Annotated in this window: 29 protein-coding genes and 1 pseudogene; 5 read left to right on the forward strand and 25 right to left on the reverse strand. The window is 32.7% G+C overall.

The annotated features are described in order from the left end of the window. From BHU33_RS06315 to BHU33_RS06420, 21 genes and pseudogenes are all read right to left on the reverse strand, one after another. On the reverse strand, positions 1-1570 hold a 1570-nt coding region (locus BHU33_RS06315; RefSeq protein WP_103433999.1), incomplete at its 3' end, for a terminase TerL endonuclease subunit. Continuing rightward, the gene (locus tag BHU33_RS06320; protein ID WP_056997742.1) at positions 1567-2016 is read right to left on the reverse strand and encodes a phage terminase small subunit P27 family; all 450 of its coding nucleotides are present in this window, start codon (positions 2014-2016) and stop codon (positions 1567-1569) included. The genes BHU33_RS06320 and BHU33_RS06315, both read right to left, overlap by 4 nt. 192 nt (positions 2017-2208) lie before the next feature. Next, positions 2209-2712 carry an HNH endonuclease gene (locus BHU33_RS06325; protein ID WP_054646908.1) on the reverse strand — a complete coding sequence of 168 codons (504 nt, stop codon included), beginning with the start codon at positions 2710-2712 and terminating at the stop codon, positions 2209-2211. A gap of 257 nt (positions 2713-2969) precedes the next feature. Next, on the reverse strand, positions 2970-3734 hold the full coding sequence (locus tag BHU33_RS06330; protein WP_318529189.1) for a DNA-methyltransferase: 765 nt from the start codon (positions 3732-3734) through the stop codon (positions 2970-2972). A gap of 231 nt (positions 3735-3965) precedes the next feature. After that, positions 3966-4418 (reverse strand): ArpU family phage packaging/lysis transcriptional regulator, encoded by a 453-nt coding sequence (locus BHU33_RS06335; RefSeq protein ID WP_054646907.1) that lies wholly within the window; start codon positions 4416-4418, stop codon positions 3966-3968. Between the two features lie 119 nt (positions 4419-4537). Then, entirely contained in the window at positions 4538-4723 is a 186-nt protein-coding gene (locus tag BHU33_RS06340; protein ID WP_054646906.1) for a hypothetical protein, read from the reverse strand. 209 nt (positions 4724-4932) lie between these two features. Beyond that, entirely contained in the window at positions 4933-5142 is a 210-nt protein-coding gene (locus tag BHU33_RS06345) for a hypothetical protein (protein WP_054646905.1), read from the reverse strand. Continuing rightward, complete coding sequence (locus tag BHU33_RS07780; RefSeq protein ID WP_078775217.1) at positions 5135-5470, reverse strand: HNH endonuclease; 336 nt, start codon at positions 5468-5470, stop codon at positions 5135-5137. The genes BHU33_RS06345 and BHU33_RS07780 overlap by 8 nt, the downstream gene beginning before the upstream one ends. Positions 5471-5499: 29 nt before the next feature. Continuing rightward, positions 5500-5673 (reverse strand): annotated as a pseudogene (locus tag BHU33_RS06355) (helix-turn-helix domain-containing protein); the annotation flags it as partial. 353 nt (positions 5674-6026) lie between these two features. Beyond that, positions 6027-7316 (reverse strand): type II restriction enzyme, encoded by a 1290-nt coding sequence (locus BHU33_RS06360; RefSeq protein WP_054646903.1) that lies wholly within the window; start codon positions 7314-7316, stop codon positions 6027-6029. A 14-nt stretch (positions 7317-7330) separates the two neighbouring features. Then, positions 7331-8194, reverse strand: a complete 864-nt coding sequence (locus BHU33_RS06365) for a DNA adenine methylase (protein WP_180993591.1) — start codon at positions 8192-8194, stop codon at positions 7331-7333. Positions 8195-8328: 134 nt separating this feature from the next. Beyond that, the gene (locus BHU33_RS06370; RefSeq protein ID WP_159442468.1) at positions 8329-8700 is read right to left on the reverse strand and encodes a DUF1064 domain-containing protein; all 372 of its coding nucleotides are present in this window, start codon (positions 8698-8700) and stop codon (positions 8329-8331) included. Beyond that, complete coding sequence (locus BHU33_RS06375; RefSeq protein ID WP_054646901.1) at positions 8663-9295, reverse strand: hypothetical protein; 633 nt, start codon at positions 9293-9295, stop codon at positions 8663-8665. The genes BHU33_RS06370 and BHU33_RS06375 overlap by 38 nt, the downstream gene beginning before the upstream one ends. A 177-nt stretch (positions 9296-9472) precedes the next feature. Then, complete coding sequence (locus BHU33_RS06385) at positions 9473-10276, reverse strand: ATP-binding protein (protein ID WP_054646899.1); 804 nt, start codon at positions 10274-10276, stop codon at positions 9473-9475. Then, a complete protein-coding gene (locus BHU33_RS06390) occupies positions 10257-10979 on the reverse strand; it encodes a DnaD domain protein (RefSeq protein ID WP_054646898.1) in 723 nt (240 codons plus the stop codon). The genes BHU33_RS06385 and BHU33_RS06390 overlap by 20 nt, the downstream gene beginning before the upstream one ends. Before the next feature lie 11 nt (positions 10980-10990). Next, positions 10991-11881, reverse strand: coding sequence for a PD-(D/E)XK nuclease-like domain-containing protein (locus tag BHU33_RS06395; protein ID WP_054646897.1), 891 nt, complete (start codon positions 11879-11881; stop codon positions 10991-10993). Beyond that, positions 11781-12596 carry a phage recombination protein Bet gene (gene bet, locus BHU33_RS06400; RefSeq protein WP_078775219.1) on the reverse strand — a complete coding sequence of 272 codons (816 nt, stop codon included), beginning with the start codon at positions 12594-12596 and terminating at the stop codon, positions 11781-11783. The genes BHU33_RS06395 and bet overlap by 101 nt, the downstream gene beginning before the upstream one ends. Further along, positions 12593-12850 carry a hypothetical protein gene (locus BHU33_RS06405; protein WP_054646896.1) on the reverse strand — a complete coding sequence of 86 codons (258 nt, stop codon included), beginning with the start codon at positions 12848-12850 and terminating at the stop codon, positions 12593-12595. Before BHU33_RS06405 ends, bet begins: the two co-directional genes overlap by 4 nt. Further along, positions 12831-13016 (reverse strand): hypothetical protein, encoded by a 186-nt coding sequence (locus BHU33_RS06410; protein WP_054646895.1) that lies wholly within the window; start codon positions 13014-13016, stop codon positions 12831-12833. Before BHU33_RS06410 ends, BHU33_RS06405 begins: the two co-directional genes overlap by 20 nt. A gap of 131 nt (positions 13017-13147) precedes the next feature. Next, positions 13148-13330, reverse strand: a complete 183-nt coding sequence (locus BHU33_RS06415; RefSeq protein WP_054646894.1) for a hypothetical protein — start codon at positions 13328-13330, stop codon at positions 13148-13150. 1 nt (position 13331) lies between these two features. After that, entirely contained in the window at positions 13332-13631 is a 300-nt protein-coding gene (locus tag BHU33_RS06420) for a hypothetical protein (protein ID WP_054646893.1), read from the reverse strand. A gap of 51 nt (positions 13632-13682) precedes the next feature. On the opposite strand from BHU33_RS06420, the gene BHU33_RS07545 reads away from it, so the two are divergent. Next, positions 13683-13844, forward strand: a complete 162-nt coding sequence (locus BHU33_RS07545) for a hypothetical protein (RefSeq protein WP_156405631.1) — start codon at positions 13683-13685, stop codon at positions 13842-13844. On the opposite strand, the gene BHU33_RS07725 is transcribed toward BHU33_RS07545, so the two are convergent. Continuing rightward, positions 13841-13972, reverse strand: coding sequence for a hypothetical protein (locus tag BHU33_RS07725; protein ID WP_263850567.1), 132 nt, complete (start codon positions 13970-13972; stop codon positions 13841-13843). The genes BHU33_RS07545 and BHU33_RS07725 overlap by 4 nt on opposite strands. 161 nt (positions 13973-14133) lie before the next feature. Here BHU33_RS07725 and BHU33_RS06425 point away from each other — a divergent pair, with 161 nt between their 5' ends. Beyond that, positions 14134-14541 carry a hypothetical protein gene (locus BHU33_RS06425; protein WP_054646892.1) on the forward strand — a complete coding sequence of 136 codons (408 nt, stop codon included), beginning with the start codon at positions 14134-14136 and terminating at the stop codon, positions 14539-14541. 139 nt (positions 14542-14680) lie between these two features. Here the strand turns inward: BHU33_RS06425 and BHU33_RS06430 are convergent, their stop codons facing one another. Together BHU33_RS06430 and BHU33_RS06435 are read right to left on the reverse strand one after the other, a co-directional pair. After that, on the reverse strand, positions 14681-14932 hold the full coding sequence (locus tag BHU33_RS06430) for a Rha family transcriptional regulator (RefSeq protein ID WP_054646891.1): 252 nt from the start codon (positions 14930-14932) through the stop codon (positions 14681-14683). Between the two features lies 1 nt (position 14933). Next, on the reverse strand, positions 14934-15191 hold the full coding sequence (locus BHU33_RS06435) for a helix-turn-helix transcriptional regulator (RefSeq protein WP_054646890.1): 258 nt from the start codon (positions 15189-15191) through the stop codon (positions 14934-14936). A 133-nt stretch (positions 15192-15324) separates the two neighbouring features. Here BHU33_RS06435 and BHU33_RS06440 point away from each other — a divergent pair, with 133 nt between their 5' ends. From BHU33_RS06440 to BHU33_RS06450, 3 genes are all read left to right on the forward strand, one after another. Beyond that, on the forward strand, positions 15325-15975 hold the full coding sequence (locus BHU33_RS06440; RefSeq protein ID WP_054646889.1) for a LexA family protein: 651 nt from the start codon (positions 15325-15327) through the stop codon (positions 15973-15975). A gap of 124 nt (positions 15976-16099) precedes the next feature. Further along, positions 16100-16777, forward strand: a complete 678-nt coding sequence (locus BHU33_RS06445; protein WP_054646888.1) for a hypothetical protein — start codon at positions 16100-16102, stop codon at positions 16775-16777. Positions 16778-16846: 69 nt separating this feature from the next. Beyond that, positions 16847-17998 carry a tyrosine-type recombinase/integrase gene (locus BHU33_RS06450; RefSeq protein ID WP_054646887.1) on the forward strand — a complete coding sequence of 384 codons (1152 nt, stop codon included), beginning with the start codon at positions 16847-16849 and terminating at the stop codon, positions 17996-17998. A 54-nt stretch (positions 17999-18052) separates the two neighbouring features. On the opposite strand, the gene BHU33_RS06455 is transcribed toward BHU33_RS06450, so the two are convergent. Next, the gene (locus BHU33_RS06455) at positions 18053-19615 is read right to left on the reverse strand and encodes a ComEC/Rec2 family competence protein (protein ID WP_082620758.1); all 1563 of its coding nucleotides are present in this window, start codon (positions 19613-19615) and stop codon (positions 18053-18055) included. Positions 19616-19704: the final 89 nt, after the last annotated feature.

Here is a 19704-nt window from a genome sequence, read left to right on the forward strand (position 1 = left end):
TACTATTTACCAAAGCCGTACTAATGTAATTACCTTTAGCAGCATTATCAATCCCGAAAAACAGAACGTTTAATTGATGGTCGTCAATATAGGCGTTAATCCATTTGAAAATAGATTCATAATCAATAACTCCTGGTTCCGGTTCAACCTCACAAAATCCTTTTTTGGCCAACTCGCGATATGGCAAACCATCTGCACGCTCTTTGGCTTCAATTGATCCATTATCATGCCAGGGGATCCATGAGTATTGTTCGATATGAAATTTGTATTCTCCATTTTCTTGATAAGGATAAACAAAAGCAATTGCTGAATTATCTCCACCAATCGAGCCATCAAAACCTACATAAACTTCTCTACCAACAATATCAAAATCGTTAATAACCGCAGATTCAATATCATCAAGAGTGACATAGGAATTATCATTAGTCTGTAACCACTGATTCATAGATTTATTTTTAAAACTATTAATTGAAGCAGACACTAAACTAGAACTTCGCTCATTTTCAATGCTTTTTAAGAACTTTTCTCTTTGACCAGGTAAATTAACAAGTGGATTAGATTTAGCCCATGTATTTTCTTTATAAGTTTCGTCATCATTATCTTGAGACCAATTTAAAACTAAGTAATTAAAATAATCTGGGTCACGTTTATAGTCACGTTCAACTGATTCAAGAACAGCTAATTCGGTTTGATGAAATTCAACGTTGGGGTCTTCATAAGCTGTACTAATTCTAATGAACTGTGGGCTTTTAACCCCCATAGTCTGACCAGAAGTAATTGAGTTTAATTTCTTGTGGTCATTTGCCTTAGGACTCCCAAATTCATCTCCAATTGCAGTCGTAAAATGAAAACCATCATAAGTACCAGAATTAAAAGTAATTCTAACAATACGATTTCTTGTATTCTTGGCAATAATCATATCTGAACTAGTATTTAGACCTTTCAAATCAACACCAATGTCTTCATTGTATTGATAAAAAGGATTAGGTCTATTACGTAATTCTTCTGCTGTGAATAGTGTTGATAGTGTTTCTTTAACGTAACTCATTAATTGAGCACTTTGTTTGGCATCAATTGATGACACAAGAAATTGCAAGTTATTTCGTCCGATACTTTCTATTAGAAATGCATAACACAAAACAATAGACATTAAGTAAGTCTTACCGTTATGACGTGCAACTGAAATGATAGATTTTGAAAATCGCTTTTGACCATCATCAGCATTGCGCCAACCTATTAACATACTTAAGATAAACTTTTGCCAATCCATTAAATCAACTGGTTGTTTACTTTCAGCTTCAGGACACATCTCTGCAAATTTCAAAAGTTCAGCAACAGAGCTCACATTATATTCAAACGGAAGTTCTTTGGTTTTTTGCATTTGCAAATCACGTAAATGCCGGAAACAAGCAAGCTGAATATCATATCCAGTCAATATTTTTTGATCAAGTACATCAAACGCATAAACAGTTGCTGGATCAGAATATTTTTTCTTTATTTCACTGAAATCAATTGATTTGTAAGCACTAAAAACATCTTTGGTTTTTGATAAATCAATTTTTTCTATCATGATTTACCACCAAAAAAATCTTTTAAAGCTTCCATCCTATCTTTGTCTTCTTTTGCGTTTCCTTTTAATTTCATAAGTTCATCACGCGATTGAGGGGTTAACCCCAACTCGCTTCCAAGTTGTTTTAATTTAGCCGTAGATGAATCAATAATTTGCGTACTAGGATTTCGTTTGTAACCAACAAAGTCTTCTGAAATAACTTCTCCAGTAACAGGATTAACAACCGTTTTATAGGCAGCAGTGACTGCTCCTCGTTCTTGAACATGTTTATAAGCATTTCTCATCATTTCGTAATTAACACAAAATGCTTCTACCATTGTTCTGTCCATATTATTTACGTTGGGATCTTTTTTTATAAGTGGAACAATTCTTCGCCACATATAGCGAGCTGTGCTTTTTAAATAATCAGGTGGTGAATCAGGCAACGTCATCTTATTTTTTGGCAAATTCTCACTTCCTTTCGTTATGGGGTGGTTTTAAGGGGTAGTTTTCAGCAATTTTCAAAGAGATGGTTGCCTTCCCCTTGGGAATTACCATCTCAGAGACCCCCCTATAAAAAAATTTTAATTTTTGTGCTGGCCTACAAATCAGACTGTGTGCGTGCTCCCCTTGATTGAAAAAGAGGGGCGGGGGTGTTTTTATTTTGCGTTCATCAGTTTTACAATCTGTTCCACGTCTTTTATTTCCGGTTTTTCTTTTAATTGGTTCTTTTGACCTGTTCCATAAAATTTCTTTTCCCAGTCAGTTTTTTTCTTGTGACACTTTCTACATGTGACTGCTAAATTGTTTATATCGTCCTTTAGAGTATCATCGTATTCAATCGGTACAATGTGATCTACTGTTCTACTATTCGGTGTTGTGTGACCAATTGCTTGGCAGTATTGGCAAAGGTAATAGTCACGCTCTAACACTGCAGCTCTTAGCGATGCCCATTGTCTGCTTCGATAGAACTGATAACGTTGTTTAGAATCATTGTCTCGATTGCGTTTGACTTTGTTGTATCGTTGCAAGTATCGCTGTCGTGCTTTGCTTCGTTTAGATTGATACTCTGCTTCATACTGCTTATGTTCATTACAATAATGATTAGGATAAGGAACTAATCTATTACATAATTCATAGCGACATCTTCTAACCTTTGGCAATCAATTTACCTTCTTACTAGCTATGTTGTTAATAGCATTGTCTACGTTCTTAGTATCTCTGGTTAACTGTAAGCTAACTGTATCAGTTTCATCTGGTGTTAATACCATATACTGGTTTACTGTCTTCGTTAGCTTGTCTATCCAATTTGCTGCGACGATTGGCACGTTGCTCGCCTTTCTTCTTACGCTTATTTTCATTATCAATGAGATTAATTAAGTCATACTCTTGACGGCTAGAGTATGGTATTCCATCACGTTTATAAGTCACGTTTACTTTTAATCCTTTCTATACGTTCCTTTGCAATCTTGAAATAGTTCTCGTCCAGTTCCATACCAATGAAGTTGCGGTTAGTATTAACGCAGGCTACTCCTGTTGAGCCAGAACCCATAGTATTATCTAATACTGTTTCATTTTCACGAGTATACGTTCTAATTAAATATTCAAGCAATTCCAGAGGCTTTTGTGTTGGGTGCTCAGGCTTTGAAACACAATCAAACTTTAAAATGTCACTAGGATAGTTTGTGTATTTTTGAACCGTCACTTTCTTATGACTGGGTCGTTTGCCAGCCATTGTGCCAAATTGTGTATCACTATGTTTCTTAATTTTATTAATTTCAATTAATCCTTGAGGATAATAATTCATTTTCAAATCAGTATTTTTTGTATTGGCAGTAATACCTTTACTGAAAACACAGATTTCTTCATACGAAGTCATAGGTCGATTCTTTGCATTAACGAAGTTGCCTCTTCGATTCTTTTCCCATACCCATTTGTAACGGTAAATATCATTTTGCGAATTAATTAACTTATTTGTAAATTGCCCACTAGTAAACAAGACAATAGCACCTTTAGGCTTAATAATTCTTAAATATTGTCCCCATAATATTTCGGCTGGTAATATCTTGTCCCACTTATTGGCAGTGGTTCCGTATGGTAAATCGCATAGAATCATATCAATACTTTTATCTGGAATGCCTTTCATTAATTCAAGGCAATCACCTTGCAATAACTTTACGCTCACGTTCAAGGTCCTTTCTAGTACGTTCAGCAATGTATATCACCACTTAAATATATGTATAAAAAAAGCGCAGTAAGGAATTGAACCTTACCACGCTGTGTAGAAAAAGACTAAATCGATTGCTAGTTGGAGTTTTTTTGTTGTTTATTTAATATTATTTAATCTTTTCTACAATACCTATTATAGTTAAGCTAGCTCCATATTAATATCAAATCACTACCAAATCACTATCATCTAGTTTTTATAAACCAATGGATCTATCCATTTCCCATCTAAATCATGAAATGGTGGCAAAGTCTGGGCAAACACAAGCAATGCGTCATTTTTCATTCTATAGAATTGTGCTGGTGCTAAATTTAGTTCCATCATAATTGAAACGGCAGTTTGGCAATCCACAAGGTACGTATCACGGATAATAATTTGATAGTCTTTATTTTCCATCGCTTCAACTACATTTCTAATCAACTTACAATAGAACGCTGAATAGTTTCTGATTTCTAACTTCTCAACAACTTTGTCTTCTTGTCTATTACCAACTGGAGCTGATTTAGGCACATCAGAAATAATTGGACTTTTAATTGTTAGCTTTAGGCTTTGTTCTAAATTATGATAATCTTCATAATCTTTTAAGATTTCTTTTGCATTTTTAATCGTTGCATTTTGATCTAAAAATGGAAAATGTGACATGTAGAACCTCCAGTAATTGATAGCTACAAATGTTATAATATAGGCACTTGACTGCTTTATCAGACTACCAACTACTGGTGGTCTTTTTTTATGCACTGAATTAATGTATTTATTAGTTACTATCCATATTCAATCGTTGCTGGTGATTTAAAAATATCATTTAGCAAAACATCTAATCCTTCACGAGTTACTTCAATGTAATTTTCGTCACGGTTTTCTTTACAATTAATGAAATGACCTTCGTTGCCTTCTTTAGTATGAACGTAACTATCTTTTGGTAGTTTTAATCTAATCTTACCTGTCATATTAATATATTCCTTTCGCTTTTTACTTAAAATACGCACCGATCAAACCAATAATAATGATTAATAAGATTAACCACCAATGATTAATTAACAACGATAGCAAAAACAAAATCATCATAATTCCTACTACCCACGTTAGGCAGCTAGAGCCACAGCCACTCATAAAGAACCATATAACGCACAATAACAATATGAATAATATGAACATACTAATTCCCCAATCTCATACATGTTTTAGCAGCTAATTCTCTTTCAACAAGTTGCAGTCCGTCATCTGATTTGTGACACCAATCTTTGCCGATAAGGACTAACTTATCGTCTATTTCTAAAATTTTGTCTATTCCATACTTATGCTGTAAAGCAACCATGATTTCTTTACTTGCAATTTGTAAGCATGGAGTTTCTGTATAATTAATCATTCTGTTTCTCCAATTCTCCAACGTTAGTTAGTTTTAACTTCTTCAAACCATTAAAATCAAATTTCAGAAATCTCCATTTCATTTTACGAGAACTTCTAGATATTCCTTTGATGTTATTTCTTATTGCATTATCTGCATGTTTTAAAATGGCAACTTTAGTTTTACCAAATCCAATAACTGGTTTTGACTTGCTCCAGCTAACTCTTTTCTTATAAGTTCCATAATTAACATTGTATTTTGCAGTACACCATTCCAAATTATCAATAGTATTATTCGATTTGTTTTCATCTTTATGGTTAACCGAAGGTAAGTCATTGAGATTTGGTATAAATAGGTTTCAACAATTAGTCATACCTATTATCTGTTAACATTAAATTTCTTTCGATACCTTATAAAGGTCGTCCGTTTAATGCCTGTATTACGGGCAACATCGACATCACTCATGCCTGCCTGGTAAAGCTTAAAAGCATGTTGCAAGCGGGGATCGTCTTGGGTGTATTGGGGTTTGCGACCATGATATTTACCTTGCTGAAGTAGTTTATGTTCTAATTGTATTTGTGTAAGTTTTTGGTTGGCCCTTACTTAAATAAAAATATAAACTCTGTCATAGCTTTTGTCTTCTCGTGTACGGGGGAAGAACGGGTCGCTTTCAAATTGAGCAAAGGCACAATATAAATATCAATTGCCTAACGGCTGTATGATCAATCAAGAGTAACTTTTATTTTTAGTGTGAATTGTTCTAGTAACAGTAATTAAAAAACAAAAAAGTGTGACATAACCTTAAGTTACATCACACTTGGCGATTAGATATGCAGGGACCTTTCCAGTTCAGTTAACTCTTTAGAATTTTGCGAGTTAGGAAAGCAATGTATACAGCTCCTTATCTATTCTGCAGTAGCAGTGCTTAAAACCCAGTTAAGCCAGTTTTTCACAGTGCTACGTCGTCTTTTTGCAGTTGTACTACTGCGCACAGACATAGCATTGTCTAATAAGACATGATCGATATAATCATTATCAAATTCACCACCATTATGAAGAGTATTTACGAATATTAAATTAAAGCATTTGGTTGATAGGATTTGTTTAATAATAATTTTATTTCTATTGTCAGAGTTAGGTAAATCGGCAACGTATTTTCCTAGTTTTGTCAACTCAAATTTTCTTTCAACTTTGCTAGCAAATCCAAGATAACGAAGAGCGTTTCCATAATAATCACCTTGTCGTTCATTAAACTGGTAGTCACTACCTAATTCAAATTTATCTTTAGGAGTCCGTAAATGCTGCAGCATGTCCAAAATACGTGTAAGACTATCTGCTTGTGGAAATGTGATGGTATCTTTCAGATTAGGACTATCCTTACTGATTTGTTTAACATTTTCAAGAGTAATAGCCAAGCTTTGATCCACAATGAAATTTACTTGTTTAACACGTCGAATACTTGAATAGTTGTTCGGATCTGTGAATTCAAATACATGAAAAGCGTAGACATTGTCTGCATGTGTAAGATATACCGGTAGTACTTTTTTGTCTATATTAAGATTGGTATAGCCGCGAAAGGGATAATAAAGCTGTCTGATCATGAAATCTTGTGGAATTCTGTTTTTGGCTTCTATTACAAGTAAATTATTTAAATTTTCAAAGCCCGCATCGATTTCTACCTGGCTATTATGAACGCTAAACGAATAAGGACTTTTAGAATCTTTTAAATCTATTCGGTACTTTAATTCTCCCGATTTGAGACGACCTGTTATAGTGCTTATAGCAGACGGCTCACCGTCATTAGTCCCCATGATCATGTCTATCATACCAGTCATTTGGGCGATGTTTAAAGCAACAGCTTCTGATGTTACTGGGAAATGATCAAATGAATGTATCCATTCAGGCATTTTAACACTAATAGGTTTGACTTCTTCATATTCAAGCTTTTTGTATGCTTTAAATTTTCCGATTACATAGGTTCCACGACTATCAGGCAGTACAGACAAGCCATTCTCTCGAAAAACTTTAGGACGAGCATCTGACCAGTCAAATTTAGTCATCAGTCTTGGTTCACGGAATTCTTTAATTTGCTCTGCCTTTAGCTTACATACACCATTTTGGTCTATTTCATTCAAGATATCATATTTTGCAAATAAGTGATTCCAGGCAATGTCTAGTTTATTACTTTTATCCATTGACGTTCCCCTACCTAATTACCTGTTTTGTAATTCATGATCAATACTTCATCAACTCGGCCACGCCCAGCACTATTCGAATTTATGTTTCTTGTAGCTGTAACGGTCCTAGTTGTTTCTTGATATTCTTTATACAGATCTTCGATCAACTGTACCTTGGAATTAGAAAGCATAGCATTAACACCCCGTTTTGTAAGTTCATTGAACACATCACGCAAACGTTCCTGTTCTTCTCTTCCAAAACCATTCAAAGTGTAACCAACAAAACTTTGTTTATCTTCTGATATGGGAGCATAAGGGGGATCTAAGTATACAAAGTCCCCCTTCTTGGCACTTTTAATAGCATCATAGTAATCACCATTAAATATAGTAGCGCTTGATCTATTTAAATATAGTGAAACTGCATGTAAAACTTCCTCATTAACAATAGCAGGATTCTTGTAGCGACCATAAGGAACGTTAATCTGACCTTGAGAATTTACACGAAATAAGCCATTAAATCCGGTTTTATTAAGATAAATGAATCTTGCAGCACGTTCTGTATTAGAGCGTTTTTGTAGTTCACCAGTACGATCCCAAGCACGCATTTGGTAATAGTAGTCACTACTGTTATTAAGCTCATGCTTTTTGAGTAAATGGATTAAAGAATCGACGTCATCTCTTACTACTAAGTAGGTATTGATTAATTCATCATTAAAGTCGTTAATTATGGGGTGTGGACATTGTATATCTAAAAAAACAGCGCCCCCTCCCACGAATGGTTCGTAATAATTTTTAATTTTTGACGGCAAATAACGTTTTATCTCTGGTAATAATTGTCGCTTTCCCCCAGCCCATTTGACAAAGGGCTTAACTAAAGGATTCTTGTGTATTGTCATTATATAAGTTCTCCTTTAGATTCTAATTTTTAATTTAAATACTAATTAAAGATGCGACCAACTTCCAGTAGCATCATTTTTAAGCATTTGTTATTTTACGCCTGTTTCAGGGCTTCTAATCTATTCTGATTATCTCATGTAAACCGGTTCAATGCACATCGAATTTCTTTCGGTATCTTATAAATGAATTCAAATTGATTCATTCTCAAGCTGGCACCATCTGTAATCTTTTCAGGTTTAACATCTACAACTTTGAGTATTTTGCCGTTCTCGTCTCTTTTAACAAAATCTGGGGAGTAAACTCGATGGCGCTTATTACGTTTGTCTAGCTTAAATTTTGGCGTAATTTCGAAGCTCTCATGTACGCTGAAGTGTTTCCAATTATTTTTGACGTAGATTAAGTAATATTGAGCTTCTGCTTTGCTATCAAATTTAATGCCATCGATAATTTGCTTCTTAGCTCCATATTTATTCCCTTTTGATTTTCTCGATTTCTTTAATCTCAATATGTCCCCATCTCGTTTTACCGTTATATTTTTTCAAGTGATCTCCAATGGAGGAGTTACTCAACCCAATACAATCTTTAAGACGTGAATTCTTTAACTTAGCTTCTAGTTTACGAATGCCTTCTGCCTTACATATGAAGTTGCCATCTTTATCGAAAGCTGAGTATTCGTATTTTTCGTAAGTTTTAGGGATTGCAACCTCACGTTTTACTTCTTTGATTTTGATATATCCCCAATAAAATTTTCCGTGGTCTCTTTTTAATCCGCTGTTAATCATTGATAAACTAAAACGATAATTTTTAAAGTCTTTCACTTTTCTTAATTTAGTCATTAAGTATTGCTTATCAAAGCCTTCAGCAACTAACTTGTTATTCCAGTCGTACGCTTGATACAGATAAGCAGTTTTAAATCCTTTTTCATGTGTAATTAATTTTTCACCATTAAACTTTTGAATAGCTTTAAGAATTGGATTATTTTTAGGAACGTTGTTAATTGAAAAGTGGTTGTTGCCAAATTCGTCTTCAAAGGCATAATCATCTTCTAATTCATGCACAAGTTTCAGCATTTCGTGATTGTCTTTAATTTCAACAGTCATGACTATCACCTCCAACTAAACTTGGAGAACAAAGCTCCTTAAACTCTTCTAAATCTTTGGCCCGTTGAGTACATAATCGGCAAGTTTGCATGCCAATGTAGCCTTCCCCGTATTTAAACGGGATTAATTCTTGTCCTGATCCGTGGCAAACTGGACAGTTCTTATCAAATGTAATTTTCAAAATTGTTCACTCCTATAATCTTTTAGTTTTTTATCAAAAACGATTGACTTGTCTTTAGTTCCTTTACTAATTCGAGATACAATTTTAGGATTGTAAATCTCTTTCATTTCTTTGCCGCTTAAATTACTAGTAATTATTGTTCTGTTGCGACGATTTAAGATGTTAAACAGCAAACGTTGGTTCCAATCTGATGATTCGTTATTGTCGCCTTTGAAGCTGGACTCACTTCCCAAGTCATCTAAAACAACTAGATCAGCATTACCAATTTGCTCAATCATCGTTTCTTCTTTCCAAATTGTGGAAGTAGATTTGAAATTTCCTTTAATTTTGGAAACCAGCTCATTAAAATCGATAAACAAACACGATTGTTTTGGATTAGCATTCTCATTCACATATCTAAGTAATGAATAAGCTAAATGTGTCTTACCTGTTCCGGCTTTACCTGAGAGAACTGTGTTACCTTTGAAGTTCTTATCTAAATAAAGGTTTGCTATCTGTTTCATTCTGTTAAGCTGCTCGTTTTGAGCTGCATTCGTAACTTCAAAATTATCAAACGAGCATTCAAGAACATCTTCATCTGTTAAAACCGAATCAACATATAATCGGTTATAAGTTCTGCGATTTCTAAACTTCTCAATTTCTCTTTCGTTAGTATTCCTTCTGGCTTCTTCAACACAAGCTGGGCAAACTTTATCTTTGTGACCAGGAATGACACCTTTGATTAATCTAGTAGTTTGATGAATAGAGCAGAACTCTTCTAATTTCTTTGGAGTAGGCAAACTAGAAACCAAGTTCTTCATCTATCTCACCCCGCTTACTTTTGCGTTTGTTAGAACTACCGTAATTTCGTTTACCATTCTTGGTACTACTAGCCTTAGCTTGTTCAATCGTTTTAATGTTTGATTGATACCAACGCTTAAGAATTGAATTTACATAACTAAATGTTTGGGCGTTATTATCTGCTGCTATATCAATCGCGTAATTAATAACATCAAGTGGCATGTCTTCAGACCAGACTCGTAAATCATCGATATTTTTAGCATTTAACACTCCGATATTCTTTTGAAAATTGTTAGCAACAGCTTGAAGTGATTTTTCAGCGTCACCACCACCATAATCAGATAGTCTATTAAGTGATTTATTATCCTGCTCATTTTTGGGCATACCTATGCTTTTATTTGGGCATACCCTATGCTCATTTTTGGGTATAGGGGTATTTCCTAAAGTAATAAATCTTTTATCAACTTGTTTTGTACCATCTATATAAGTTAGTTCAACATTAAATAATCCTAACCGTGATAACTTTGTGATTGATCTAGAAACAGACTTAGGTGTCGAACTAATTTCACTAGCAATTCTTGCATTGCTCATAAAACATTTACGAGTAGTGTTTAACATCGTATAGATCACACCATAAATACATTTATCGGTTGAATTTAATTTTTTTGATTTCATAATCGATGAAGGTATTTGTGTGAAAAAATCTGGAAATATTTCATTCATTTTTATATCTCCTAAAAAATCTCAATATCGTCAATAGATTGAATTGAACCTAATGTCTTATGCATTCTGCAATAGTCACAATGACCGCAAGGAATTGGTTTAACCGTGCCTTTGATTACATCTCGAATGTGTTCTTGACATTCTTGTAATTCGTTAAGCTGCTCTTGCATATCTTCATCAGGAATAGAATAAATTGCTTTATCTGGTGTACTTTGTTTTGAAACGGCAATGATAAATGGTCTTGCATTAATTCCAAATGTTTGTTTAATTAACTCTTTATAGATTGCCATTTGAAGAATATAACCACGCTGTTGAGCAAAGTTTACAAACTTATGTTGTCCATCGTCCCAGTGTTTCTTATGAAAATCATCGACTGTTTTCAAATCAACAAAATAAGAATTTTTAGCATCTAAATTCAAACAATCAATTTTACCCATCCATTGAATTCCATTGATTTTGCCTGTTACAATTGCTTCTTTATTGCCTTTGTAAATATATGGAAATGATGGGTCATCTTTTAACGCTTTAATCATTTTGTCAGCATCAGTAAATTGCTTTTTCAAACCTTTTTCAGGTTTGCCATACTTGTATAATTTCTTTTTATTTACGTCTAGGAAGCTCTTGTGTGACTCTTCAGACTCGAAATAAGAATGTAGGTAATTTCCTACTAACAAAGGAGTTTCGTCCTGAAATGCGTTGTATTCTCCCTTTAACTGAGCAAGAGCTGCAGCTTCGCAACCAAGAAAATTCCAATACAGTGACTTACTCATAAAATGCTGATTAGCTTCAGCAGAATAATAATTACTCTGCTTTAGAATGAACTCCTGCTCCTGGTCCTTCTTTAAAGAGTTCTTCTTGTTCTGCTTCGCTGGTTGTTTCTTCACTTGAGTTGTCACTGTCATTAAAATCACCTTCCATTGTTTCTGAGTCTTGTTTATCGAAATATTCATCAGCTTTGTTTTGTGTTTCTTCAGGTACATCGAACGTTTGTTCTACAGATTCTTTTTTATCAATGGTTGTTTCTGTTGCTTGATTGTTAATATTTTTAGGAGCAAGCCCTTGTCCTTGTTCTTCGTCTGTATAAAGATTTCCTAGTTGTTCTGGGAAGGCTTCACGCAAAGCATTAACGATGGCGGTTTTTCTAATCATGTTCATTGGCATTTGCTTCCAAGTTGATTGACCTTTTCCAAATTCATCTAAACTGATTTCAACAGAAATCGGATAGTCACGGTCATCACGTTTTACTTCTGCCCAACCCCCGATTAAAATATCTTTTGGCAATTTAATCGCACCATCTAGTTTCTTTAACTCCTCGCCACGTTGCACAAGAATTCCAGCTTTGAATCCTTTGAAATGTGGGTCTGAATTGGCGCGTTTCATAAATGCTTCTTTAGACGTAATAATAGAAGCTGGTGCGCTTCCGTACTTAACTAGGTAAGCTTCATTCAAGAATGGATTTAATCCTTGGTACTTACAAAGTTGCATAAAACTAACTATTTCTTGATCAGATACATTTCCTTTACCACTCACTAAATAATTTCTAACCATGCTTGGACTTAATTTAACTTCTTGTCCGTTTGATTTATATTCGATTACTGCTGTTTGTTTAGTTGTCATTTTATGTTTACCCCTTTAGTTTCGTTTTCTTTTTTATACTTTGGGTTTTCGTCCCATCTACCAATCCAATCGCCACATTTGGGACAATACTCAATGTCTAATTCAGCTATTGGTTCTTTATCACTCTTGATATAAGAATTAGTTGTATCATCAAATATTTGAAGCCCTGCACCTAATTGAGAATTAGGAACAATGACTGCAGCTACGTTAAAGTCATACAATGGTTTGCCATTTTCACAATACTTGCACGCCATCTAGAACCCCTTTCTCACTCGGATCAGCTAATTCTTTAAACAATTCAGAAACAAGAGAGTTAAAAACCTTTAACCATCTATCATTCATTTTCTTATCATCAACAGTTTCTTTAATTCGTTGATTAACAATGATGATGTTGTGGGATAATGCGTTAATTTTTTTCATACTATCTCGCCTCCGATTGAATTAGTTTGCCTTTGCTGTTAGAATTAAAAGGAATTAAATTTACTAAAGCTAGTAATTCTGGACCTTTCACGCTTCCACGTGATCGGTCTTTTTTTATGATCTTAATTAATCTAATCATTTGGACCTCCAAAAAAATCTTTAAAGTAATATCTTGGGTTACTAATCATTTCTTCAATGTCATCTTTCAAAAATTTGAAGAAACTAACGATTGCATAAATTACATACTTCCCGTAAAACGCTGCAAAAATGAATATTGCAATATACATTACCCATGCTGGGATTTCTGCCATCATTTCAATCCATCCTTTCTCTTAATACTTTTTTTACTGTTGGATAAAACTCTTCCGGCCAATAATAGATTGACCTACCTTGCGCACCAGTTGACGTTTTCTTATGGTGCTCGATTGCTCTCATTGCTGGAGTCTTTGCAATATCTTGCCATTCATTAGCCGATTGTCGTGTTAAAACTCTAGCAAGCTTTGTATCAATTGTTACGTAATCAAGTTTTATATTTTCAGCAATTGGAGCAATCATTTCATAAGCAACTTTTTCAGCTGCTTGTTTATGAATTTCTACAAGTGAAACATCATTCACGAAATCACCTTCTTTCTGTTTGGTATAATCACTTCAAGGGAGGTGATTATATTGGATAATGAAAAATTAGCATTAGAATTAACAAAATCATGGTTTAACTTTATGGGATTAAACAATATTTCAGATTCAAGTATTCGTTTTCAAGTTAAACAAACAGATTTATACGCAACTTATCAACGGATCCTAAAACAAATTGAAGAAGATAAAAACTAATCTTTAATTTTGTTTCCAAAAACATCATATAAATCTTTTTTTGGGACCTTCATGCTACTTGCGATAGCGTGAAGGTCTTTTTCTATTTCCCAAAAACAATTTAGTAGCTCTCTAAAATATGAAATCATCTATCTCACCTCCTTTTTAATTAGCTATTAATTCATTTGATATAATCGTCACTAGAAAGGTGGTGATTAAAATAAAAGATTTAAGTTTATATCTATCGACATTTTCATTATTAATTAGTTGTATAACTCCTTTTTACTTATGGATTAAATCAAGAGTTAACTTGTTAATCAAAAATATAGGAACATATAGAATTACACCTAAAGATTTTTATATTTTAATTTCAATAACTAATAAATCTTCAAAACAAGTTGCAATAACAAATATAAATATTTTTCAAAAAGATAAATTGTTCGAATCTTATAGGAAATCTCATGCATTTGAAGGTCCGCTTTGGGATATTTCTCCTTATAGACCACCATTCAAACAAGTTCCGGAAATTATGACGACTAAGCTCCCATATAACTTACCTCCAAATGAAACAAAAGATTTTTTAATAGAATTTGTTGATCCCAAAGGATTTGATTATTTTGAAAATTTTGAATTAGAAATTAAAACACCTAATAAAATTATTCATAAAAAAATGTCACATAAATACTTAACAGGAAAGCAAATATCGAGATTAATATAGAAAATATCATCCAATATTTTTCAAAATTATTCATAACTTATCCTTTCATAAAAATTTTCCTCACTATTTAGTGGGGATTTTTTGTTCTAAAACTTTTCTATAAACATACTCATTAACTTCATATAAAACTTTGTTAATCTCATTGACGCTTAAAGATGAAACCGACAACAAGCAACGTAAAACCATCACGGTTCATGTAATACATCGGAAGTGTCTTGTTTTGCTTCGATAAATAAGTTCCTAATTTAAACATGTTTTGGAGAGCTGAATTTTCAGCCGTCAAATTTTCAATAGATTGAATTACATTCTTATGTCTTTTTCCAAATGTTTCAGCCACTTTAAGTGAACTTGTCACTGCTTGTTGGTCTTTCATAATTACCAAAGTTTCCATATTAACTCACCTTCTCTTTTTGTGTTGTATTTTTCTTAACACTTACTTCAAAAAAAATATCATCAATCTTTTTTCCAAAAAAATCAGCAATCTTTTCAGCTGTATTGGGCCCTGGGCATAGTTTTCCATTAATGACTGACGAATAATAAGCTGGAGCTATACCAATGCAGTTGGCAACATCTTTATTGTACTTGCCTTTTCGTCTAGCAGCCCTGATTAATTCTTGCGGGTTCTTAACTTTTAATTTTGTAGTTGTCATTTTTTATCTCCTTTCAACATAATTAATTATATATCATCGTTTAGAAATATGCAACACTTTTTAAATAAAAATATACATTTTTCTAAACATTTAATATATACTATATTTAATAAATTTAAAGGAAGTTCTCTAAATGACTGATATAAATAAGACTAACTTAGGAATATATATTAAAAATACGTTAGATGAAAGCGGTTGGTCATTAAGACAGGCAGCTTTGCAAATTGGAGTATCCCCTGCTTACCTTTCTAAATTAACTAACAAAAAGGCAGATTCTAATCCTAAGCCAGAAACTCTAGATAAAATAGCTAAAGGTTTAAGAATAAATAAGTTTATTCTATATAATCTAGCTGGTATTGAAACTCCTAAGCCTTCTAACATCGAGTATATAGGCTCAAGCTTTGTAAACGTTCCAGTGATTGGTGAAATAGCATGCGGTGAACCTATCATCGCTGAAGAAAATATTTCTGACTATGTTCCTATCCCCTCTGATGTGGTTAAGAATGGTACATTCTTTATCCTTAATTGTATTGGAGACAGCATGGAACCAACCATTAGTAATGGTTCTCAAGTGGTTGTTAGAGAGCAACCAGACGCCGAAAATGGTCAAATAGCAGCAGTCTTACTAGAAGATGAAAACACTGCTACTTTAAAACGAATTAAAAAAACAAAAACCAATGTAATTCTTATGCCAGATAACCCATCATATGACCCAATTGTTTTAAACGAAGATAGACCTGGGCGCATTTTAGGTATCGTAAAAATGGAAATGAAAAGATTTTAAAAAGCCGCATAAATTGCGTGGCTATTATTTTACTGTTGTATCTTAATGAATAATCAAATTTATTAAAGGAAAGTTAATTTACGTCCAAAACTGATCGACGTTAAAAGCTGATAGGAGAATTTTTATGAATAAAAATGAGAGTCCTGTATTTACAAAATGGTGGTATTGGGTTTCATTTATAATTTTGGCTATTTTATCTCTTCCAACTGGTATCGGAATTATTATTGTTGCAATAGTATTTATAATTTGGATGATATTAGATTTCAAAAAGAAACTTCCAAATGGAAAGACCAAAGAACAAATATGGAAAGAAAATCATAAAAATCATCAATCTTTAAAAAATGATAACAAGCAACCGACTCAAAAAGAACTTATAAAAAATCAATTAAAAAAAGATAATGCTAGAAAATTTAAAAATGTTTACTTTGATTTTAAAACAAAAAATCTTTTTAGAAATCATTTACTAGGAGAATTTGATAAAGAATATTTCGAAAATTTAATTAGTTACAAAGTTAATACTCAGGGTAAAAGTAAAGAAAAACACCATAGAGTTACAAGAGCAGTAGTTGGAACAGTGTTACTAGGTGGAGTTGGCGGTGCAGTTGGTGCTGTTACTGGTGGAAAAAAATATGACGTAATTACTAATTTGTCAGTAAATATAAATTTTCGTGGCGGTAAAACATGGATTGTTAAATTTATCAATAGTGAGACAAAAACTGACTCTTATTTTTACAAAAAAATGCTACAAGAATGCGATAAATTAGTAGCAGCATTACAAGAAATAGAAAAATTAAATAAATAATAAAGGTCTTAAATGGCTTTTTATTATTGATATTAAAGAACACACGTTTGAAAAAGGAGGTGAAAAACAATGAAATTAAAATACTCAAAAAAGCATCCACGTGTATTCTCATATAAGTTAAAATCAGGTACTTTGTGGGGTTACCGTATAACTTACTACGATTCATTTCATAAACGCAGAGAGTCCCAAAAACGTGGATTTAAAACAGAGATGGACGCTTATCGTGCTTCTTTAACTGAAGAAAGTCAGATAGCTGAAAATGAAACTGATCTAGTTAAAAATAAGAACGTAACGGTTAAACAGTTCGCAACCGCTTATATAAAGAGCCACGAAAATTTGTTGAAATCATCTACCGTAAGAAGTTACCACACAGCTTTTAATCAACACATTTTCAAACTAATTGGAAATGAGAAATTGACATCATTAAATAAAACAACCTACATGTCTAAGTTGATTAATCCGATGGTAGAACAAGGTTATTTGAGAAATACGATTCTCAATGTACATCATCGTATGATGACAATCATGAATGAAGCTGTCGATGATGGTATTTTAAAACGAAACAAATTATCACACGTTAAAATTCCAGATACTGGAAAACAAGAAAAACGAATCATGACAAAAAAAGAGTTAAAACAGTTCAATACTCAATTAGAGAAAGAACCAATTTTAACTCAAGTGATTATGTACACGTTGCAGCAAACTGGAATGCGAGAAGGTGAATTATGCGGGCTACAATGGCAAGATGTGGATTTAGAAAACTTGAAAGTTAATATTAAACGCACCCGAGATGATCTTGGGGCACGTGCACCCAAGACACCACAAAGCATAAGAGAAATAACTATTTCTAGAAGTTTAGCTAATTTATTGAAACAGTATAAAATTGAAATATCAAAAGCTTTTTTACAACATGGGGAACCATTTGAAAAATCAACTTATGTATTACAAAGCAAATACCTTAATCCGCTTGTAAATACTGGAATTTCTTTAAGATTAAGAAATACATTAAAGCGTGCTAAATTAGGATATTTAGTTGGTCATTTTACTGCACATACTTTCAGACATATGTATGCTAGTTATTTATTAAATTCTGGTGTGCCACTTTCAGAAGTTTCTGCTGCACTTGGTCATTCAAATCCACAAATGACACTTTCAATTTATACCGAACGTAATCCTGAGAAAAATGACAACTTAGCCGATAAATTCAACGAATTATGGTAGTTTTTATGGGATATTTAAAAAGTATCGGTGCTAAACACTGCTATATCAGTGACTTTATATAATATAACCAATATGATCGGCATCCTGATGACTCAAACAAATGTTATCAATGTGATTAATACCGATGCTCTTTAAATATCTTATAGATGTTTCGGGTGCTAAGTAAACTGTCTTTTGACCCTCTTTTGCAAAGAAATTAGGTTTGCCACCAGTATCAATCAAAGTTATGGAAGTATTAAATGGCTGTCTTATTAAAGTACTATCACCCTGTCCCACATCGAAAAAAGTTATTTCACCTGTTAGTGGAAAATGAATCATTAAAAAAGTCAATACAAACAAACTTATTAATAGTATTTTATTTTTTAAATTGGGATTTCCTAATATTAACAAACTTAAAATTACCATTCCAATTACGACTAACATGATAGGCTTCCCAAATGTTATTTCTCCCGGAAACTTAGAAACTACTATCATAATTTTATCAAAGATTAATAATCCGTTATTTACCAAATGAACAAATGGAAGATTAAATATCGCTAAAAAATAGCCTATTATTACAATGGGAAAAATAACTAACGAAAAGAACGGAATTATTAAAATATTAGCAAGTAAAGACAAAATATGCCATTCATAAAGATTAAAAAGAATAAAAGGAAGACCAACTACATTCATCATGATGGTTCTTTTAACGTTATTAAGATGATTAGCATAAATTAATGCAAACGATAGTATATAAGATAACTGACATCCAAACTGTAATAACAGCATGGGATTAATTAATAGATTAATCATTAATGCAAATGACCAGATATCTAAGCGCGTAAAGTAAAGGCCAAATTTTTTTACTCCTAATCTTCCTTCAACCATTAAAATAACTCGCAATAATCCAACCGATGCTCCTGCCACAATAAAATAGCCGGGTAAAACAAAAATAAGTAACCAATCAATAGATTCCCGTTTAATGTGTAATAAAGAAAGCATAAACATTACAAAATTAATTAAAAAATAAACATGCATTCCTGAAATACTAAATAAATGAATCAAACCAAGTTGCTGTACACCTAACATATTATCTTTAAAATCACTATTTTTAAATCCAAACAACAAACTTTGAACATACATTTTGAGTGTTTTTGGAAACTTACTTGTCCTTTGTAATCCCATATACCGAATTAAATGCATAATGTCACTAACAGTCCGCTTATAATCATACGAAACTTTATTAATTTGTCTGACTTTTATTTGACCATGAATTCCCTGATTGCCATAAAATAAGTTGGAATCAAACTGATTAAAATTAGGGGCTTTTTCAAGCTCAGATAAATCTCCTGTGACTTCTATTAATGACTTGGTTTTAATTGATTTTAATAACTGTTGCTCCTGCTTATTTTTAGAAAATCCAAAAAGAACAACTTTCTGATTAATTTTAGGTACATAGCCAATTGCATGAAATTTATTTTCGTTAATTTTTAATTCATCTGGCAATATTTCAATTTTAACCTGCTTAGATAACCCACAATTTTGGTTTAAATTAACCAACTTAGTCTTTTCATTATGTTGGTATAGCATAAATATTAGAATTGGAATTAACATTAGCAACAAATTAACTATTATCATTTTTTTAATCTGAAGTCGATAGATTCTAATTAACCAAACTAAGGTTAAGCTTATTCCCCACCAAAAATCAATTAGAATTGTAACGCTAA

The sequence above is a fragment of the Fructilactobacillus lindneri DSM 20690 = JCM 11027 genome (genome assembly GCF_002907375.1).
Classification (GTDB): Bacteria; Bacillota; Bacilli; order Lactobacillales; family Lactobacillaceae; genus Fructilactobacillus; species Fructilactobacillus lindneri.